At 52.8% G+C, this 20,261-nt stretch carries 18 protein-coding genes; 13 read left to right on the forward strand and 5 right to left on the reverse strand.

Features of this window, described 5'->3' with window-relative positions; genetic code table 11:
• Positions 1-64: 64 nt before the first annotated feature.
• Positions 65-199, reverse strand: coding sequence for a hypothetical protein (locus ACQUQU_RS14930; RefSeq protein ID WP_430460496.1), 135 nt, complete (start codon positions 197-199; stop codon positions 65-67).
• Positions 200-368: 169 nt separating this feature from the next.
• Between ACQUQU_RS14930 and ACQUQU_RS14935 the strand changes: the two genes are divergently transcribed.
• The 13 genes from ACQUQU_RS14935 to ACQUQU_RS14995 all read left to right on the forward strand — a co-directional run bounded on the left by ACQUQU_RS14935 (position 369) and on the right by ACQUQU_RS14995 (position 16,846).
• Complete coding sequence (locus tag ACQUQU_RS14935; protein WP_430460497.1) at positions 369-1,376, forward strand: metalloregulator ArsR/SmtB family transcription factor; 1,008 nt, start codon at positions 369-371, stop codon at positions 1,374-1,376.
• 27 nt (positions 1,377-1,403) lie between these two features.
• A complete protein-coding gene (metK, locus tag ACQUQU_RS14940; RefSeq protein WP_430460498.1) occupies positions 1,404-2,615 on the forward strand; it encodes a methionine adenosyltransferase in 1,212 nt (403 codons plus the stop codon).
• An 89-nt stretch (positions 2,616-2,704) separates the two neighbouring features.
• The gene (gene ahcY / locus ACQUQU_RS14945; RefSeq protein WP_430460499.1) at positions 2,705-4,087 is read left to right on the forward strand and encodes an adenosylhomocysteinase; all 1,383 of its coding nucleotides are present in this window, start codon (positions 2,705-2,707) and stop codon (positions 4,085-4,087) included.
• Positions 4,088-4,168: 81 nt separating this feature from the next.
• Entirely contained in the window at positions 4,169-4,993 is an 825-nt protein-coding gene (metF, locus tag ACQUQU_RS14950) for a methylenetetrahydrofolate reductase [NAD(P)H] (protein WP_430460500.1), read from the forward strand.
• 167 nt (positions 4,994-5,160) lie between these two features.
• Entirely contained in the window at positions 5,161-6,975 is a 1,815-nt protein-coding gene (locus tag ACQUQU_RS14955; protein ID WP_430460501.1) for a sulfatase-like hydrolase/transferase, read from the forward strand.
• A gap of 225 nt (positions 6,976-7,200) precedes the next feature.
• Positions 7,201-8,154 carry a DUF535 family protein gene (locus tag ACQUQU_RS14960; protein WP_430460502.1) on the forward strand — a complete coding sequence of 318 codons (954 nt, stop codon included), beginning with the start codon at positions 7,201-7,203 and terminating at the stop codon, positions 8,152-8,154.
• Positions 8,155-8,180: 26 nt separating this feature from the next.
• Positions 8,181-9,314, forward strand: a complete 1,134-nt coding sequence (locus ACQUQU_RS14965) for a hypothetical protein (RefSeq protein WP_430460503.1) — start codon at positions 8,181-8,183, stop codon at positions 9,312-9,314.
• Entirely contained in the window at positions 9,307-10,329 is a 1,023-nt protein-coding gene (locus ACQUQU_RS14970; protein WP_430460504.1) for a hypothetical protein, read from the forward strand. The genes ACQUQU_RS14965 and ACQUQU_RS14970 overlap by 8 nt, the downstream gene beginning before the upstream one ends.
• A 21-nt stretch (positions 10,330-10,350) precedes the next feature.
• Entirely contained in the window at positions 10,351-11,277 is a 927-nt protein-coding gene (locus ACQUQU_RS14975) for a glycosyltransferase family 2 protein (RefSeq protein WP_430460505.1), read from the forward strand.
• Positions 11,278-11,388: 111 nt separating this feature from the next.
• Complete coding sequence (locus ACQUQU_RS14980; protein ID WP_430460506.1) at positions 11,389-13,047, forward strand: sulfatase-like hydrolase/transferase; 1,659 nt, start codon at positions 11,389-11,391, stop codon at positions 13,045-13,047.
• 20 nt (positions 13,048-13,067) lie between these two features.
• Complete coding sequence (locus ACQUQU_RS14985) at positions 13,068-14,141, forward strand: glycosyltransferase (RefSeq protein ID WP_430460507.1); 1,074 nt, start codon at positions 13,068-13,070, stop codon at positions 14,139-14,141.
• Between the two features lie 288 nt (positions 14,142-14,429).
• Positions 14,430-15,470, forward strand: coding sequence for a polysialyltransferase family glycosyltransferase (locus ACQUQU_RS14990; RefSeq protein WP_430460508.1), 1,041 nt, complete (start codon positions 14,430-14,432; stop codon positions 15,468-15,470).
• An 86-nt stretch (positions 15,471-15,556) separates the two neighbouring features.
• A complete protein-coding gene (locus ACQUQU_RS14995) occupies positions 15,557-16,846 on the forward strand; it encodes an O-antigen ligase family protein (RefSeq protein WP_430460509.1) in 1,290 nt (429 codons plus the stop codon).
• Here the strand turns inward: ACQUQU_RS14995 and ACQUQU_RS15000 are convergent.
• Genes ACQUQU_RS15000 through waaC form a run of 4 tightly spaced genes read right to left on the reverse strand, consistent with a single transcriptional unit; the run spans position 16,788 to position 20,257 of the window.
• A complete protein-coding gene (locus ACQUQU_RS15000; RefSeq protein WP_430460510.1) occupies positions 16,788-17,828 on the reverse strand; it encodes a hypothetical protein in 1,041 nt (346 codons plus the stop codon). The two genes, ACQUQU_RS14995 and ACQUQU_RS15000, sit on opposite strands and share 59 nt — an antisense overlap.
• Positions 17,829-17,860: 32 nt before the next feature.
• Positions 17,861-18,550, reverse strand: a complete 690-nt coding sequence (locus ACQUQU_RS15005) for a polysaccharide deacetylase family protein (protein ID WP_430460511.1) — start codon at positions 18,548-18,550, stop codon at positions 17,861-17,863.
• A 32-nt stretch (positions 18,551-18,582) separates the two neighbouring features.
• Positions 18,583-19,242 (reverse strand): putative nucleotide-diphospho-sugar transferase, encoded by a 660-nt coding sequence (locus ACQUQU_RS15010; protein ID WP_430460512.1) that lies wholly within the window; start codon positions 19,240-19,242, stop codon positions 18,583-18,585.
• Complete coding sequence (waaC, locus tag ACQUQU_RS15015; protein ID WP_430460513.1) at positions 19,232-20,257, reverse strand: lipopolysaccharide heptosyltransferase I; 1,026 nt, start codon at positions 20,255-20,257, stop codon at positions 19,232-19,234. The genes ACQUQU_RS15010 and waaC overlap by 11 nt, the downstream gene beginning before the upstream one ends.
• Positions 20,258-20,261: the final 4 nt, after the last annotated feature.

The following is a 20,261-nucleotide window of genomic DNA, read 5'->3' on the forward strand; positions in this document are numbered from 1 at the left end:
CGCAGCAAACGCTGCGGCAAACTCTCAACTGAGAGGGGGGAGAGAAACTTGCCTGGCCACCGGCTCAGCGGGAGCTTTTCGCCAGCACGCACACGCGATCGCCGTAGTAGTTGTCGGCGTAGTTGCAGACAGCGGCATTCTGAGATTGCGCGGTCTGCTTGCGGATCACTTTATTCACAATGCTTTTTACGGTTTTCATAATCGTCGCTCCCGTGCGTCGTTTAACTGTGTGCAGATTAAGCCCCACACCTTGATAGTTGAAATCGCATATTTCTCTCGACCCGATTGCGTATAGCTATAACAAATCAAACCTCACATCCCGATAGTTTTTCACCACCCAAAATCTATATCAAAAAAAATTGATATAGATGAGTGATGCGCCTACACTGCTCGGCATGTCTGAATCCCACACTCCGCTTTTCAGTGCCGAACAGCTTGCCCGGGCCAGCAAAGCCGCCGGTGACAGCCTTCGTCTGAGCATTCTGAAACTGCTGGGACAGGGTTCGTTCGGCGTGCTCGAGCTGTGTCATGTGTTTGGTATCAAGCAGTCGGGCATGAGCCATCACCTTAAGGTGCTGGCCCAGGCGGGTCTGGTGACCACACGCCGTGAAGGCAACAGTATTTTTTACCGTAGGCCGCTGGCCGCGGGGAACGATGCGCTGAATCTGTGGCTGAAGGCCCTGTTCGCCGCCATCGACAGCACCGACGCGCTGGATAACGAAGCCTACCGTCAGGCGCTGACGGAAGTGCTGAAAGAACGGGCACAGACCTGTGCCGACTTTTTTGCGCGCAACGCCGATGCGTTCCGTCAGCAACAGGACTTAATTGCCTCCTGGGATCAGTACGGCGAAACGCTGGAAAGCATTCTTTCCGGCTGGAAAGGTGCAAGCGGCTACGCTTTGGAAGTCGGGCCGGGCGAAGGCGCCTTTTTGCCGGCGCTGGCGCAGCGTTTTGAGCAAGTCGTCGCGCTGGATATTTCGCCGCAGATGCTCGAACAGGCACGCACGACCGTAGCCGGCAAAGGCCTGAGCAATGTGCGCTGCGAACTGGGCGATACCCAGTGGCTGCTGGCGCAACAGGGCGAGCCGGTGGATTTTGCGGTGGCCAATATGGTGCTGCACCACGTGCCTGCGCCGAAAACGATTTTTAATGATGTGGCAAAACTGCTGCGGCAGGGTGGCACATTACTGGTGACGGACCTGTGCCGTCATGAACAGAGCTGGGCACGGGAATCCTGCGGGGACCTGTGGCTCGGGTTTGATCCTGATGATCTGTCAGACTGGGCGCGGGAAGCCGGCCTCAGCGAAGGACAGAGTCAGTTTCTGGGTTTAAGGAACGGATTTCAGATCCAGTTCCGTTTGTTTCACAGCGCGTGAGCGTTAACCACTTACTGAGGGCTTAACATGAGCGAATATTCCATCTTTACCTCCGAGTCGGTATCTGAAGGCCATCCGGACAAAGTCGCTGACCAGATTTCCGATGCGGTACTTGATGCCATCATCGCCCGCGACCCTTACGCCCGCGTTGCGGTAGAAACCCTGGTGAAAACCGGTATGGCAATCGTCGCCGGCGAAGTGACCACGTCCTGCTACGTCGACCTCGAAGACATCGTGCGTAACGTGATCAGTGGCATCGGCTACAACAGCTCCGACGTTGGCTTCGACGGCGCCACCTGTGCGGTACTGAACGGTATTGGTAAGCAGTCGGTCGACATCAACATGGGCGTTGACCGCGCCAAGCCGGAAGATCAGGGCGCCGGTGACCAGGGTCTGATGTTCGGCTACGCCACCAACGAAACCCCAAGCCTGATGCCAGCGCCTGTGTACTACGCGCATCTGCTGTGTCAGCGCCAGTCGGAACTGCGCCGTAACGGCACTCTGCCGTGGCTGCGTCCGGATGCCAAATCTCAGGTGACCATCAACTGGGAAGGCGACAGCCCGAAAGTGGATGCTGTGGTTCTGTCTACCCAGCACGACCCGAGCATCAGCCTCGACGATCTGCGCGTGGCCGTAAAAGAGAACATCATTAAGCACGTTCTGCCGGCTGAATGGCTGCACGAAGGCACCCTGTACCACATCAACCCGACCGGTAACTTCGTGATCGGCGGCCCAGTGGGTGACTGCGGTCTGACCGGCCGTAAGATCATTGTGGATACCTACGGCGGCATGGCCCGTCACGGTGGTGGCGCCTTCTCTGGTAAAGACCCGTCTAAGGTAGACCGCTCTGCCGCCTACATGGGCCGTTACGTGGCCAAGAACGTGGTAGCTGCCGGTCTGGCCGACCGTTGTGAAATTCAGGTGTCCTACGCCATTGGCGTTGCTGAGCCGACCTCGGTTTCCGTGAACAGTTTTGGCACCGGCAAGATCGGCGACCGTGAACTGGCGAAAGTGATCCGCGAAGTGTTCGATCTGCGTCCTTACGCCATTCAGAACCAGCTGGAACTGCTGAACCCTATGTATCAGCTGACCGCCGCTTACGGCCACTTCGGTCGTGAACCGTTCGAACATACCTATGAGTACACCGAGAACGGCGAGAAGAAGAGCAAGACCTTTACTGCTTTCACCTGGGAGCGTACCGATAAGGTCGACGCCCTGAAAGCGGCCGCAGGCCTCTGATCCAACAATATTAAGTCGGGTGGGCACTGCCCACCGCAAGCCTTGAATCCGGTGGGCCATGCCCACCCTACCGAATCCGGAGACGTAGCATGAGCACATTCACCGACTACAAAGTTGCCGACATGGCACTGGCCGACTGGGGCCGTAAAGAAATCAAAATCGCCGAAAGCGAAATGCCTGCGCTGATGGCGCTGCGCCGCAAGTACAAAGACACTCAGCCTCTGGCTGGCGCGAAGATCATGGGTTGTATCCACATGACCATTCAGACCGCCGTGCTGATCGAGACGCTGGTTGATCTGGGTGCCGACGTGCGCTGGTCTTCCTGCAACATTTTCTCCACTCAGGATCACGCGGCTGCGGCCATTGCGGCGGCCGGTATTCCGGTATTCGCCTGGAAAGGCGAGACCGAAGAAGAGTTCCTGTGGTGCATCAAGCAGACCATTCTGGCAGAAAAAGACGGCGACAAAGTCTGGGATGCCAACATGATTCTGGACGACGGCGGCGACCTGACCGAGATGGTGCACAAAGACTTCCCGCAGATGCTGGCAAGCATTCACGGTATCTCTGAAGAAACCACCACCGGCGTGCACCGTCTGCAGGAAATGCTGGCCAAAGGCGAACTGAAAGTGCCGGCCATCAACGTCAACGACGCTGTTACCAAGTCCAAGAACGACAACAAGTACGGCTGCCGTCATTCCCTGAACGACGCCATCAAGCGCGGTACTGACCACCTGCTGAGCGGTAAAAAAGCCCTGGTGATCGGTTACGGCGACGTAGGTAAAGGCTCTGCCGCTTCCCTGCGTCAGGAAGGCATGATCGTGAAAGTCACCGAAGTCGATCCGATCTGCGCGATGCAGGCGTGCATGGACGGTTACGAAGTGGTTTCCCCGTACATTGGCGGTATCAACACCGGCACTGCAGAAGGCATCAACACCCAACTGCTGGCCAACACCGACCTGCTGGTGACCACCACTGGTAACATCAACGTGTGTGACAAGTTCATGCTGGCCGCGCTGAAATCCGGCGCCGTGGTGTGCAACATCGGTCACTTCGACAACGAGATCGACACCGCCTTCATGCGTAAAACCTGGGAGTGGGAAGAGATCAAGCCACAGGTACACAAGGTTTACCGCAACAAGGAAGCCGACGATCACCTGCTGCTGCTGTCCGAAGGCCGTCTGGTGAACCTGGGCAACGCCACCGGTCACCCGTCACGCATCATGGACGGCTCTTTCGCCAACCAGGTTCTGGCGCAGATTTATCTGTACGAGCGTAAGTTCGCCAGTCTGATGGAAGCGGAAAAAGCCGAAAGCGTGTACGTGAAAGTACTGCCGAAGAAACTGGACGAAGAAGTGGCCAAAGACATGGTGGAAGGCTTTGGTGGCGTGATCACCAAGCTGACCCCGGATCAGGCCAAGTACATCAGCGTTAACGTTGACGGTCCGTACAAGCCGGAAAGTTACAAGTACTGATGCGTTTGGCGTGCGGGCGCACAACAGCGCCCGTACGCCGGCTGTCTTCTGCAAACGAAGCGAGCATTCTGCGAGAGAATTATGACCACTCTGAGTTTTGAATTTTTCCCGACCAAAACCGACGAAGGCACCGACAAGCTGCTGGCCGTGCGCGACGAACTGGCGCCGTACAATCCGGAGTTTTTCTCGGTTACTTATGGTGCCGGTGGTTCTACCCGCGACCGCACCTACGCCATCGTTAAAGCCATTCAGGAACGTGGCATTGCCGCCGCACCGCACCTGGCGTGCATTGGTGGCAGCAAAGCCGAAGTCCGCGGCCTTCTGGATCAGTACAAAGAACTGGGCATCGACCGTATCGTAGCCCTGCGCGGCGACCTGCCAAGCGGCTCCGGTCTGGCCAGCAGCGAACTGCGCTACGCCAACGACCTGGTGGAATTTATCCGCGCCGAAACCGGCGACCACTTCAAACTGGAAGTGGCGGCCTACCCGGAAATGCACCCGCAAGCGACCAGCTTCGAAAAAGACCTGCAGAACTTTGTGCGTAAAGCCAAAGCGGGGGCCAACAGCGCCATTACCCAGTACTTTTTCAACGCCGAAAGCTACTTCTACTTCGTAGAAAGGGTACAGGCCATGGGCGTGGATATCCCGATTATTCCGGGCATCATGCCGATTACCAATTACAGCAAACTGGCCCGCTTCTCTGACAGCTGCGGTGCCGAGATCCCCCGCTGGATCCGCAAGCAACTGGAAGCCTACGGCGATGACTCTGACAGCATCGTGAAGTTCGGTGAAGAAGTGGTGACCGACATGTGCCGCCGCCTGCTGGACGGTGGCGCTCCGGGCCTGCACTTCTACACCATGAACCAGTCAGGCCCTAGCCTTTCGGTGTGGAAAAATCTGATCTGATCTGATCTGATCAGATCTGATCGCCCGCCCTTCCGTCAGGAACGGCGGGTTCTCCTCCCACGAATAGTCACGCGAACGGATCACACTGTTCCTTACTATTTCTTTACAATTACATTGCAAAGTCATTACAGTGCGCCGTTTTCTCTTTTGTGAGCTGGCACGGCGACATGAAGTCACTTTTTTCCCTTATTCCACTGAAGATCCTCTTTCTCGGAATTACCGTCTTTATCTGGCGAAGCCTGTTTCGTTCAGCTCAGGAAACCCACCAAAAGGGCTTGGCAACAACTTTACTGGCGCTGTCACTGCTGAGCGTTGTACTGGCCGTTGTCTCCATCGGTAAGGTTTACCCGTACGGCGTCGTGACCGATACCCTATTATTCGCCTCTGCCTGTGCCATTGTCATGGCGCTCCCGATCCGCCGCCTGTGGTCAAATCTGGTCGCCGCGCTGGTGCTTGTGCTGATTATCGCCGGCCCCATGATTTATCTTGCGCACTATCAGGTGGTTGGCGGCCCGGTAAATAAAGACAGCTTTATTGCGGTATTCCTGACCAGCAAAGACGAAGCGCTGGAGTACCTGAGCAGTTTTACGTCGGTTCTGTCTCTCGTTCCCCTGATACTGGTCGCCGGACTGATCTATTTCCTGCTCCGCCAGCGCGGGAAGAACGCCACCGCGGCTATGAAACCGCTTCCGGCAGTTGCCATCTGCCTGACGACTCTCGTATCCATATTGGTAATGCCACTGGAGAAAGGGCTCTTCTCCTACCCTGTCGTCGTGTTCCAGTCGCTGCAGCAGGAGCTTAAAGTCAGTCAGGAGCGACTGGCGCTGTTCAAAGACAGGAATACGCAGACGTATGAAGCGACCAAGCCAGAGAAAGGAGAGGTCTACATTGTCGTTGTCGGCGAGTCGCTGAATAAACACCACATGGGCATTTACGGCTATGAAAAGCAGACAACGCCAGAACTGCAAGCACTGACCGACAGCGGTGATCTGTTCGTCGTCAAAGGTTCTTACTCGAACTACCCGGGAACGATGGCCGCCCTCTCCCATGCATTGACAGAAGCAAATCAACGTAACGGGAAGCACTACACAGAGTCTGTCGGGATCGTTGAGCTGCTGAACAAGGCAGGCTTCAATACCGCATGGATTGGTAACCAACCACTGTCGAACAGCTACGACATGATCCTAGGACTGATCGCCAATGAGGCCAAGTCCGTTGAGCTGACGTTCGATACCAAGTACCACTCTATGTCGCACAAAAATCATCAGCCCGATGGCGTGCTGCTGCCCCTGATTGAACAGGCGCTTCAATCCCAGACGGATGACAGCAGCCGGGTCATTTTCGTACATCTGATGGGTAACCACACCGACTACTGTGAGCGCTATCCGGACGAGTTCAAAAAATACACGATCAGCTCGGTTGATGCGTTCATGATGCATATTTTCAAAGGTGGTCTGGGACACTCCATCGAATGTTATGACAACAGTGTGCTGTACAACGATTTTGTCATCTCGAGCATCATTTCAGATCTGAAGACTACGCTGGGCGAGAGTGGTGTGGGAGGTCTGCTGTACTTCGCTGATCACTCGGACGACGTTGTGCGTGGAGTGGGCCACTCAACAGCAAACTATTCAACCGCGATGGTCGAATCACCGGCCATCGTATGGCTTTCCGATGGTTACAAAACGCAGTACGCCGAACAGTTTTCGGCACTGAAGAATAATCAGACCCAACTGTTTTCGAACGACTTTATTTTTGACTCCATCGTTGGCCTGACCGGCACCCGGATTGCGGCGGATGGTGCAGCGAATACAGTTTATTGTCCAAGCTGCGACCTGATGAGCAGCAGCTACTCCCTGCCAGCGGGCGAGGCCAAAACCATGCATGGCAAGCTGGCCTACGAACAACCGGCCAAAGCCGGTGACCAACTGGAATCCGGTATTGCCATCACGGCAGAGCCCTCCGACAGCACCAAACTGTGATGTCACCGCGGAGCCCGTGGCAGGAAGCGCCGGGCTCTGAACAGACGCCATATGACAAGCCGCTGCACAGCGGCTTTTTTACGGCTGCGAAATGACGCCTAGTAAAAAAGGATTGGCTTTCTCATATTTTTAATCCCTTTTCAGCAACAGTGAAACCCAGTCGCCCGCCACAAGTCTGCAACATCCCCTCCCTAGGATTCGCCCCACGATTCAGAGGGCGACAATATGTACATTTCAACCATCCGGATGTTCTGGACGAGTCAGGAGCGACGGACACACAAAGCGAAAACCCTGATCTGGGCGTTCCGTCATCGCCACTGGATCCGTGAATTCCGCCTCAGCCTTGAACGACTGGGGCTTGGCTATCTGCCAGCTCTTCACCCCTACCTGCTGTTCATGTGTCGTCTTGACGCTTTTGTGCTCAAAGCCGTGTCACCAGCCTTTATTCAGGAGCGGCTTGTTAGTCACTACAGCACTCTTCAGCAGCGTCTGGGCCGCCGGGCAGTCGAGGACATTCATGCCCGAGGACTGACATTGGCCGACGTCACGGTGGCCGGATACCCAATGCGGGTCAGCCTCTGCTACGTGCACCGCATGCGCTATGAAGGTCAGATGACGGTGCGGATCGATCTGGATGGTCAGGAGTTCTATTCCGCCCACGTTCACCTGCATAACAACACGCTCTGGATCGGCGGGCTGCAGGGCGTTTCCGGCAATTTGGAGCTGTCGCGTGCATTCACCAAAGCCACCGATGGCCTGCGCCCACAGAATCTGATGTATCTGGTCCTGACGGCAGTAGCACAACGCCTCGGGCTGTCTGGTATTCAGGGGGTCAGCAGCGAGTTCCACTATTACCAAAGAGAAGAAAAAACCCGGGATAAAATCCAGTTTGAACTCAGCAACTTCTGGCAGGAACTGGGGGGCGAGCCCTCCAGCGAAGGCGCCTGGTTCCGGCTGCCAGTCGCCTATCCGCGCAAAGCGGCGGCCGATATTCCGTCGAAAAAGCGCGCCCAGTATCTGCGCCGCTACGAGCACATGGACGCCATACTGACGGCGATCGGTATGCCCGATGCGCCAGCAACCCAACCTTTGTCCGGTAATAACAATTTAAATCGCTTTACACCGCCCGCATTGACGCCAGAACCTGCAACGGCTGAGTTTAAACGTGTGATAGGTTAAGATTCCCCCGCACAGAGGGAGATCACATGAAGCTCGCGTTCTTCGCCGCACGGCGCGTACATCAGACCTATTTTGCTGCTCTGGCCGATCACATCAAGAAGACCGGCCTGCAGGCCAGTGTTATCTGGCACAAAGCGCTGTGGATGGATGTCCGCTGGCTGTTGCGAGTGACACCGGCGGATGAGGCGCTTGCAACGCTGGTCGATGATCACCTGCGCGAAAAACAGAACAGCCGCAAAGGCCGGCAGCGCCGCGATACCTACTGGCGGATTTTCCGCACCATTAAACGTCTCGAAGCCCGGCTGCTGAAAGCTGTCTATCAGCAGGCGCTGATCCGATCTCAGGCCACGCATGTTTTACTGTGGAATGGTCTGAAGTTCCGTCAGCGGGTTGTGATGGCCGCCGCCAGAGCCGCTGGAATGCAAACACTGGTCATGGAGAACGGCTTATTGCCGGGCATGACCACCATGGATGCCCGCGGGGTGAATTTCCTCAACAGTGTTCCCCGCGATCCGGCCTTTTTCATGAGCTACTCCGGACACTGGCCAACCAGATCATCCCCTGTGCCGCAGCGACCGGACGGCCTGCCACCGGCGTACATTTTTATTCCGTTTCAGGTGAATACCGACAGCCAGATCGTGCTGTTTTCGCCATGGCTGAAAGACATGTTCGCACTGACAGACGCCCTGCTGAAAGCAGAGCAGGCTCTGGGTGAGAAGATGCCCTGTGTGGTGATGAAAACGCACCCTGCCTGCGATCAGGACTACACCGGGCTGGCCGCCTCTCTGGCAGAAAAATCGCAGCGTATTCAGCTCTGGCAATCGGGTGACACGCAGGCGCTGATCCGTCATGCATCGGCGGTGGCAACCATCAATTCCACGGTCGGTATCGAAGCATTGGTGGCGAACATCCGTACGCTCGTGCTCGGGCAGGCCTTCTATGATCTGCCCGGACTGACCCTGCACGCGGGTGATCAGACAGCGCTGGAACGGGCACTTCTCAGTCTGGCTGATTTCAGTCCGAATCCGACCCTGCGCCAGGGCCTGCTGGCGTATCTGCATAATGACTATCAGGTTCCGGGGCGCTGGCAAGAGGCCGACGAGGCCCATCTGACCGCCGCCTGTGAACACCTGCAGCGCATATTGGCGTCCAATGGCTAAGCATCTGTTCCTCGCGTCTACGCCGTTCAATGTACTGACAGCAGCCATGGTAGCCCTTGAGCTGCCGGCCGGTGATCAGGCAGAACTCGGACTGATCGATCAAACCAACGCCACGTCCGCGTTCCGTGCCGCACTCTCTCTGTGGAGCGGCGCTCCCTTTGCCCGCATTCACGAGCTGTCATCGAAAGTAAACGGCCGCAACAAACGCCAGCAGAGACGCGCATCCTTCGCCCGGATTCTTCACGAACTGTCACGCTTTTCACCGGACTGGATTTACACCGGCAACGACCGCCGGGTTGAATTTCAGTTTGCGATGGCGCACAGCAAGGCCCGCGGCGTGTATCTGGACGACGGCACTTACAGTTATATCGGGCGTAAAACCCACTGGCTCACCGATCAGGTGCTGGACAATCTGGTCAAGAAACTGGCCTACGGCTGGTGGTGGAAGCAACCGCCAGCAATCGGCGCCTCCGCCTGGATTGACCATTCTGTTCTGGCGTTCCCGCAGTCGGCCATCAGCGCGCTGCGCCAAAAACCTTGCCGGCCCCTGCCCGCCAATCTCAGCCGACCGGAATTCGCCGAGCTCGCCGAGCTCTGCCTGGGCTCGTCGGCCGACGCACTCAGAAGCCTCAACGCGCTGGTGCTGTTGCCGCACAGCTCAGTGCAGTCGGCACGAGCCCACGATCTGGGGCGCTGGCTGACCAAAGAACAGGCACCACGGGGCTACAAGCATCACCCCAGAACGGAAAACCAGTACCGCACGGCCGAAGCCATGTCAGCGCTGTGGAGCATAGACGGTAAGGCCGAAGAGGTTCCCTCGTCCGCGCCGATGGAAATTCTGTTACCCCTGCTGTCGCAAGACTGTAAAATTGCAGGCGATGTATCCACGGCTCTGCTGACCGCAAAATGGCTGAGGCCGGAACTGTCGGTAACCGCTCTGGTCAGCGATACCACCGACGCCAGCTGGCGACATCTACTGTCGCTGACCGGTGTTGCATTGAATAATCCCGCTTAACGGCAACCGGACGCCTTCCGCATGATGTTATTAAAACCGTTTCAATACTGGAAACACCGACTGACCCGCAAAGGGCCGATCCGTCTGGCCATGACACTGCTGGTCCGCAATGAAATCGATATCATTGAAGACAACATCCGCTTTCATGCGGCTCAGGGTGTCGACTGCTTCGCGGTGATGGACAATGGCTCAACCGACGGCACCCGCGAATGCCTGCAACGTTTGCAGAGCGAATTCGATCTGCACGTTATCGATCAGCCCGATCAGAATTATCAGCAGGCCTTGTGGATGACCCAGCTGGCAGAGTATGCGCGTACGCAGCTCAAGGCCGACCTGGTGATCTCCAACGATGCGGATGAGTTCTGGCTGGCAGCCGAAGGGACCCGCCTGAAAGACCACCTCAACGCCAATGATTCCGTCGTTACCCTGAAACGTCGTAATATGGTGCTGACGGAAGACGCGTTGCAGGACGGTTACCACTTCAGTCAGGCACGCTATGCGGTGAAAAACCCCATCCTGTACAGCTCAGACACTCAGATCAACGACACTGCAGTGTCGATGCTGCTGGTTAAGATCAGCCCTAAGACCATCGTTAATCCGCACGGCCTGATCCGGCTGAAAGGCGGTAATCACTGGGCCAAACACGGCTGGCGCTGGATCAATGCACGCGATGCTGCCGGCATCACGGTTTACCACTACCCGATCCGCAGCTACAGCCAGTTCGAAGCCAATATCATCAATCGGCAACGGCTGCTGAAAGAGACCAATGCAAGGATGGGAGATCACTATCGCCGCTGGGTGAAGCTGTATGAGGCTGGCGCACTCAAAGAAGAGTTTGGAAAGTTTGTGTTGTCTCAACATGATGTTGAGACAACATGCCGGATCGGAGTGACAGAGTTGTGCACTACGATCGGCAACTCACTTGAACTGAGCCTTAACAAACCGTGATTTTCATGGGACTAATTGTCCCATATTACATACTGATTACAGCATTCTATCGCCGGAGCAAAGGGCTAAAATAGGCACCAGATCTCAATATCCCTGAAAAGGATTACAAACATGACACAGGATGTGTCCTCTGCTGTTATCAAAGAGCCTATGTTTCATCTGAAATTTCCGCGAGCGCCACTGTTCTGGATCGCTCTGCTCCTGTTATTCCCCCTCGCTCTGGAGCTTACCTACTCCGACTTTGTTCGTGAGGGTGAATACAACTCCCGCATTGGCTGGTCTTTCATTCTGGCGACAGTGGCTTATTTACTGCCAAAGCGCGGCGTCATCGCCTTTCTTCTGCTGCCCTTTGCCATAGGCGGCAGCCTGGACATCGGCTACGCCGTGTCATTCGGCGGTGTTTTCACCACAGCAACACTGGAGGCTGTTGCCTATACCGACAGCAGCGAGGCTTCTGAATTCATTGCCGCCTACGCCTCGATAAAACTGACCCTCTGGCTGATATTGTACTGGGGTCTTTACGGTCTTGGGGTGTACGCCATGAGACCCAAAGAAGGCGCCGCAAGCAAAACCCGGCGCATCACTATGGTACTGGGTTTCATTCTGATGGCCGTCGTTGCCTATCGCACGACAATTATGGCGCGCTATCACGACACCATTCCCGGCGTGCTCGGCTCCATTCCATCCTATCTGCACGGCAGCGTTTCGTTGCAGGACGAGTTCCAGTTACGCAAAACCATGCTGCTGGATACTAAAGTCACCGCATCTATCAGCAAGGCGGGGGCGCAGACTCATATTTTCATAATCGGTGAGTCTGCCAGCCGGAATCATATGGGAGTTTACGGCTACCACAGGAATACGACGCCATTCCTGAGCAGCATTGAGCGGCAAAGTGTGATCTTCAGGAACGTAATCAGCAGCCATGCGCAGACACAGGCTTCACTGCGAGCAGCTTTAACGGCGACGGATGCCAGTCAGGGCGACAAATTCAGGGAAGCGTTCAGCGTCATTGATATCGCCAATATGGCTGGCTATGAAACCTGGTGGATTTCCAACCAACAACCGCTGCGCGCAACCATAGCCTCCATTGCCCATCAGGCCGATCACGCTTATTACATCAGTAACGATTTTAATGGCGTTGAGGTCAATCGCTACGATACCTATATGCTGAAACGGATAAGCGAAGCTCTGGCAAACCCGGCAGAGCATAAAGCCATTTTTATTCACATGATGGGCAGTCATGCACAGTATAAAAATCGCTATCCTGATGAATTTGACGTGTTCCGGGATTCAAAAGTTAAAGCCTACACCGCGCAGCCCGGATCCAATGTGGTTGACGCTATTAACGAATACGACAACTCCATTTTGTTTACTGACTTCTTCCTCCAGCAAGTATTCGCTCTGGTGAAGGAAACGCAGCAGGATGCATTGGCCACCATCACCTACTTCTCCGATCACGGTGAAGAGGTATACCAACAAGCCAACCTGAAAGGGCACAGCCCGGATAACCTCACGGCCAACATGTTCGAGATCCCCTTTGTTTTCTGGTCATCTGACCAACAGGAGATCGCCCGCTACCGCGAACATCAGAACAGCCCCTTCATGCTGGACAGCTTCTATCACTATGCGTCCAAGGTAATGGCGATTGAATCCGACAGCGTATTGCCGGAGAGCAGCCTCGTGGACGACCACTACCAGCCACCCGCTGTACGAATGGTCTATAAAACCAGTTATGATACGCAACTAAGAACAGACCAACCTACAGATTAAATCGGACAGAGCGGGGCTTCATGAGTACAGCGCAACAGAATTACCGGATTGGTGCCCTGCTCGGCTCACTCAATGGCGCAGGAGCGGAAAAAACAATTCTGACTCTCTGTACTGAGTTCGCGCGTCTCGGCCATCAGGTGGATCTTGTTACACTGACAGCGCACGCCGACTACCCTCTGCCTGATAATCTGCGCCAGATCGTGCTCAGCACCTCAAATAAAAAGAAGGCGCGCCCTGAGCTCACCCGCGTCACTCAGGAAGGGAATTACGATTTTTTCGTGACGTCCAAGCCCGAATTTTATGATGCGATCCAGGCAAAAAAGAAAGTCTGCTCGGTGCATATTACGCCTACCGCGTGGATTACCGATCCGAAGTGGCGGTTCTTGAAACGGGCCTCTAAGGTTCTCCGCCTGCGCCGACGCTTTCGCAACAAGCAATTAATCGCCCTTTCTCAGGGTATAAAAGACGATCTGGTCAACAATCTTGGTTGCCGACCCGCCAATATTTCCGTCATTCCCAACCCGTACCAAATCGACGAAATTCGCTCGCAGGCGGCTCTCGATGGCCCATTACCGGAAGGCGAATACATCGTCTATGTTGCTTCATTGAACAAACGGAAGCGTCAGCAGGATCTGATCCGTGCCTTTCAGATGATGAACGCACAAAATCTGAAGCTGGTTCTGATCGGCAAGGGCAATGATGAACAGCGATTGCGATCCCTCTGTGATCAGCTTGGGCTGCAGGACCGGGTTCAATTCTGGGGCTGGGATGCCAACCCGTACCGTCTGATACGCAATGCACAACTATCGATGCTCGCCTCTGAAGCCGAGGGGCTGCCGCGAGTGCTTGTCGAATCCCTCATTATTGGAACCCCGGTTGTTTCGACCGACTGTCCTTCGGGCCCCAAAGAGGTCCTCACCGGTGAGTTAAGGCCTTATCTGATTAAGGTGGGCGACATAAAAGGAATGAGTGCAGCAATGACTAAAGCCCTGACTCAATATCCCGATCTGTCCACATTTGACGGGAACCGCTACGCCGTAGAGTCTGTTGCCAGGCAATACTTAGAGCTGGCTTTCAATGGTAAGCAAACCTGATGAGAACATGGGCTCTGACCCCCTTGCTCCGCCGACTGACGGTCTACTTACCGACTGAAGCAACCGGGCGCAACGTAGCAACAGGCAAAAAATGTGCACATCGTTAAGATGTCTGGCTCTAAGTCGGACTATGCTTAAAGAACTGCGAAGCTGAGTTAGGCTAAAACGTCGCCTTAGACAGGAAGAGTCCAACCGCAACGCTCAGGTAATATCAAAATACACAGCGAAATATTTGTCGCTCTTCCCCATGGAAAGGTAGACTTCAGTACGACAGTACACGGATCCAGTATGGCCAACTCAATCTACTTTGCTTCGACAACCTTACACCTCTACGTGGCGTCAGCCATCGCTGCCAGCCGTCCTGGCGAGGACGCGCACCTGATATTTATTGATCAGCCTGAAAGCAAACCTTATCCACTGTACGATATTGTCCGTAACTGGCCTGGCTCACCATTTTCTTCCGTCAGCCTCTTCTATGGTCGTTTTCCCGGCTTATTTAACAAATTAAGAAAGCGTCGACAGCTTTTTGCTGCACTCAGTCAGAAACTGATGCAACTACGCCCGGAGCACATATTTACTGGCAACGACCGTCGCATAGAGTTTCAGTTTGCTATGCATAAGGCCAAAGCGATCGGCAGCTCAGCTATTGGCCACTATATGGATGAAGGGGTCTTTACGTATTTAGGCAGAGATGCCTCAAGCTCCTTCAGCGACCGAATTATTGATAACAGCATAAAGAAAATCATCTATGGTCTATGGTGGAAAAACCCGCCGACAGTTGGCGCTTCTGACTGGATAACTTACGTACACCCGGCATTCCCAGAATTGATACACCCATTATTGAGGAAAAAGCGCTTAGTACCGCTGAACGCAGCGTCATTCAACAGCAAGGCAATGCAAAGCTTGTCTGAAAGCATCTTGCTCAAAAGTGGAATTCCACCAGAGTCACTGGGAGCGGTTGAGACATTTATCACCCTTCCCCATGAATCAATATTCGAAAATGAGCCGCTCTACAGAGAGCGTATCGCATTCATTGTTCGACAACAAACTGAGCTCGGAAAAGCGGTCGCAGTGAAGTATCACCCACGCAACAAAAGTCCTGACTCCCTTGACTTATCCTCTGAAGGAATACACCTCCTACCTGCTGAAGTTAGCTTTGAGGCTCTTCTGCCGTACCTTTCTAGTGAATGTGAAATACTTGGTGATCTTTCCTCTACCATGATTATGGCCCGCTGGCTTAGACCCGACCTCAAAGTAAATGCGTTCTCATTAGACAACTCTTCCTTTGGTATACTCCTCAGAACCATCGGCATCAGTAAATATACCTAAAAAGCCTTAAGCATCACTATCGCAATTTCCGACGCTTAGTATGTGGATTTAACTAAAAGGCTTCCATTTAAAAGTGCAGTCCAGAAATGAACACCGCAACCTCACTCTCAGACAATTCATTTAAAAAAATCATCGGAAATTTCAAAAAAAACATATATCCCTTCGTAACTACGCTGGCCATTTGTATTTTTATTGCCTTACAACCAATTAAAAAGTCCTTCGCAACCGACATAACAATTTTGTTTTGGTTATTGGGTACACTGCTACTAGCTACAGGGAAACTGCCTTACTCAATACTACGGCCATACAAAGGGATTATTATCACGGGTTTGATATTTTTCCTCATATCTGCGACATCGCTATTATCCTCTTCGTACACTTTCAGGATCCAAGAGCTAGAACCTGAGCTGAGAATGCTTCTGCTCCCCCTTACTATCGTCGGCATTTACTATTCCGGTATTAATTTCAAGCACCTATTAATCGCACTAATGGTAGGCAGCCTTAGCTATGCTTGGGTGGCCTACAATCAATCTGGTGGTTTTGAAATGTTGCGCAGAGCTCACGGCGATGAAAATGCCGTAGGATTTGGAAATGGATCATTCCTGCTTGCTACAATTTCTGTATACTTGAGCCTTTCTCACTGGAAGAGCAGCAAGTTTTATTTCATTATAGGGATAGTGTCTGCCACCTTATTTCTCTATTCAGCTATCGCTGCAAATACCCGTGGAAGCCTCTTGGCGATACCCGCCATATCTATCTTTGTAATATTCAACCTCAGAAAAGTAGGCGTCACGATTGGAACCCTAGCTGCCGTTACATTGATTTCTGCAGCTATATATCAGAGTCCACTGAAAGCTGGTTTCAGCAGAGCCAACGAAAACTTTATTCGCTACGCTGAAGGCAGCGAGAATAACAAAAACTCTACTGGCTACCGACTAATGCTTTGGGAATCTGCCATATGCATGGCAAAGAAAGAGCCCTTCTTCGGAGTGGGAACACATAAGTTCCGCGCAGCCACTCAAGACCGGAGCCTAGACTGCGACTATAATTCAATAGAGCCAAAACGCTATTTTACTCAGGCTCACAGCCTTTATTTCAACACGCTCGCTACGATGGGTTTTTCCGGCCTATTATGCCTGATATTGTTTGGATACTTCGTTTGCAAGGAAAGCTTGAGCCTTCACCCTTACCATCCACACAGATATGCAGCAGTGATAGCGCTACTAACCATTGCCGGATACTCATTGACCGTCGATGCATTTTTTATCCGATTTATTGCGGACAAGCATCTGACTCTGTTGGGAATAGTATTAGGAATTATGCTCCATGAGCAGAAGAAGATAACTTCAGAGTTACAACACCAACCTTCTTCATAGCCTGCAGGAGGGCCTCTCGCTGAAGTAAGCTCTGAGCGGGAGAACTCTCTGCACCGACAGAATAGCACTGTATTTCAGGGTTGATCAGGCGCGCAGTAAAAAGAGCAGTGCTATTACATGAAATGACATACGTGCATCCTAAGGAAGCAATCACTTCTTCAATGCAAAGATACGGGCCCAAAACTGATTCCATGCCATCAGTCATAAACTCAGCTGCTGAAGACCTTGGATGTGGGGCGTAAAAAATGTGTTCTGGCTTCAGTTCGGAGAGTAAATCTTGTATTTCCGCGCTCACGGCCTCAACAAAAGCAACGTTTCCTTGTTGATAAGCCAGAAAATTCTGTCCAATCACCATCGCTGTTTGCTGTAAATTCTCAGAGGGCATGCACACAGGAAAATCAATATACTGCTCTTTATCAGCAGGATATCCGGTTATAAACCCGTTAAATGTAAAAACCGAATCAATATACTGAGAATCCGCTCCTAGCTCATCTCCGTCGATCTTAAGAACATTATACCCAGGCGCCAGCAACCTGAACTTTAACGACCATTTCTGTAGTCGTTTTTTTAAAGCCTTAGTGATTTCACCACTGAATATATTCAACGCACCATCAGGTAACAGTGCAACCTTCCCTAATTTTTGCTTCCTGAATTGCCCAACTAAAACATTATTGTAAATATCATCAATTCTGGGCACATAAAGAACAGAGCCGAAAGATGCCTCAGGCGCTTCTTGTACAACATCCAGCACCTGATTGGTGTTTTCTTTAATATACCGGATCTTTCCTAAAAAACCGCCATGATGCTGACGATTGAGCAGAGTTACATTTTTCCTATTTCGCTGAAAGGCTGCGTCCAGCAGCTTCTCCGATGTGACAAAATAGTGGATAACATCATCTTCATCGGATATGTACTGATCTTCGATTGCCATTCCAGCAAGTAACTGAAGCTCAGTTTCTACAATGAAGAGATGTATAGTCATAATCGTTAATGTCGCACATACTCAAAATTGATTTACAACCTGTGGATGTTTTTCCACGTTTTAAGCATACCGTCATTAAACGATACAGCCTTACGCGACAAAGCTAAAAGATTCTGATCAGGCAGGGCCAATCCTTTTACTGTGGTGGTGCCAACACGATACCCGGCTTTGCCAGCGAGTCGTGAGACTTCATCGTTAAAGCTCCCGTACGGGTAACAAACATGATCAATAACAGCGCCTGCTAAAAGCTCCTCAAGGTCATGTTTACTCTGCCGTAACTCGTTAAAGCACTCATCTGCATCTAACCCCGCCAATCTTGGATGTGTGACACTATGACTGCCGATTTCTATGCCGTTGGTATAAATATCCCGGATCTGCTCCGCGCTCATAAGTGCCTTCGGTTCGTGGCCATCTTCTTTCAGCCATTCCGACCGGCCGGATAGCTGACCCGTTACCACATAAACCATTGCCGGGAGGTTGTATTTTTTCAGAACCGGAAACGCGAAGTGATAAAAGTTTTCATAGCCATCATCGAATGTGATTGCCACACAGCGGTCCGGATAATCACCTTCCCCTGCGAGAAAACGGGATGCTTCACTCATAGGAATAACGCATTGCCGCGTCAGTCGGAGCATCGCCATTTGCCGGGCAAAGCGCTTGTAATGGCAGTAGTTAGCTTTCAAGGTGCGGATGTTTTTGAAATCACCGACCTGATGGTACATCAGAATCGCCAGCCGTCTTTTACTCACCATAACTAAAGGCCACCCAAATAGTAGAAGACGACGTACAAGGTGAAATTAACAAGCAGTAAAAGCACATTCCTTATTTTTTTCTGGCGCTTGCGGCTGACAGCCTTATCATCCTCATGGCGCCGGCTTGCCTGAAAATGTTCGATGTACGATTTAACGTTATCTTTGTCGTAAATCTTGACGTATTCGACCGGCAAGTTAAAAAACGTGGCCACATGAGGTTCGTCATAGGCCAGCTGGAAGCTATCCTGGTCGCAATAGCGATCACTCTGTGCTTGCTTGGCAATCCACAAACTCAAAAACGCTCGCGTCGCCTCCGTGTTGCGCAGAAAGATAGTTCCCGTACGAATCGTATGTGACGCACGCTTGCCACCGTCTTCATTAAAATGAATACCGATATCACCAGTAAATTCATCGAAGTTCGCTATTTCTCGGCGTATAAACGCATCAGCATCGACGTACAGCACATCCCTATCGGGATTCTTTAATAAGCACTGAAGCAGCACTGAAGGCTTCAGCCCTGTTGTCGCCTCCCAGCAGGCTTGGGGGTCGACCTGTGTAAAACTGTATTCCATACCAAAACGGTTGAGCGATATTTCGAGACGCTCAAAGTCATCCCGATAGCTTTCGGTATAAAATCCACAGACAAGAAGTTTATTTGCCATCATTTATCATCAGTTGATTGATTGCATCACGCACGCGCTGAGCGCTGAGCTCCTGATAGCAGGGCGGAGATTTCTCGTTGAGCGGGCAGTTTTTCTTCAGGCATGGGGAACATTCAAATTCCGATGACAGGTTCTTTACCAGGTGCCCCATGGCACCCGTCAGAGCAACACTGGTACTACCAAAAATCGATACCGTTGGTACGCCACACGCTGCTGCAATATGCATCAAGCCAGTATCAACACCAACCGTAGCCTCACAACGACTAATTAAGCCGGACAGTTGCCACAACCGCATTTTTGGCAGAACGATTCCCCACTCTGCCGCATCGACCATACGCTCCGCTCTGGTCTTTTCTGTGTCACTTCCCCATGGCAGCAGAACTGGTTTCTGCTCCCGTCTGGCGATTTTCAGCAGTTCAATCCACTGGCTTTCCGGCCAGTGTTTTGAGGCCCACGTGGTGCCATGCAGAAATATCCACGCCCCTGACAATTCAGGCAAGCACGGATCCAGTCGCTCATGGTCGATGCCGAAATCCGGCTCGCCGCTGTAAGAATAATTCAAAGCCTGTGCAAACAAACTCCGGACCCGCTCAATAGCGTTCATATCGCGTGGAACGGGGTAGCCCTTGCTATAAAACCAGCGCGTTTCGGTGTCTGTTGCAGAATGCTGATCCAGTCCCACAACCGGCGCCCCCGTCAGCCAGCCAACCCGGGCCGATTTCACCCGCCCCTGCGCATCAATCACAAGGTCATACCGATTACGGCGGAGGCTACGGTAAAACGTGAATTGCTCTTTGAGGGTGGCCAACGACAACCGGCTTTTTTTCCAGCGCAGACGTCCATGACCAATCACATTGGCGACCGATGAATGCAGCTTCGCTACATCCATCAGAGGCTCTTCGCAAAGCCAGTCAAACTGAATATCAGGGTAGGCGCGCAGGGCGTCAGAGACGGCAGGCAGTGTGTGCAAAATGTCCCCCAGGGCGGACATTTTAATGACGAGTACTCGTTTCATAATT

The sequence above is a fragment of the Thalassolituus sp. LLYu03 genome (assembly GCF_050507655.1).
Taxonomy (GTDB): Bacteria; Pseudomonadota; Gammaproteobacteria; order Pseudomonadales; family Oceanobacteraceae; genus Venatoribacter.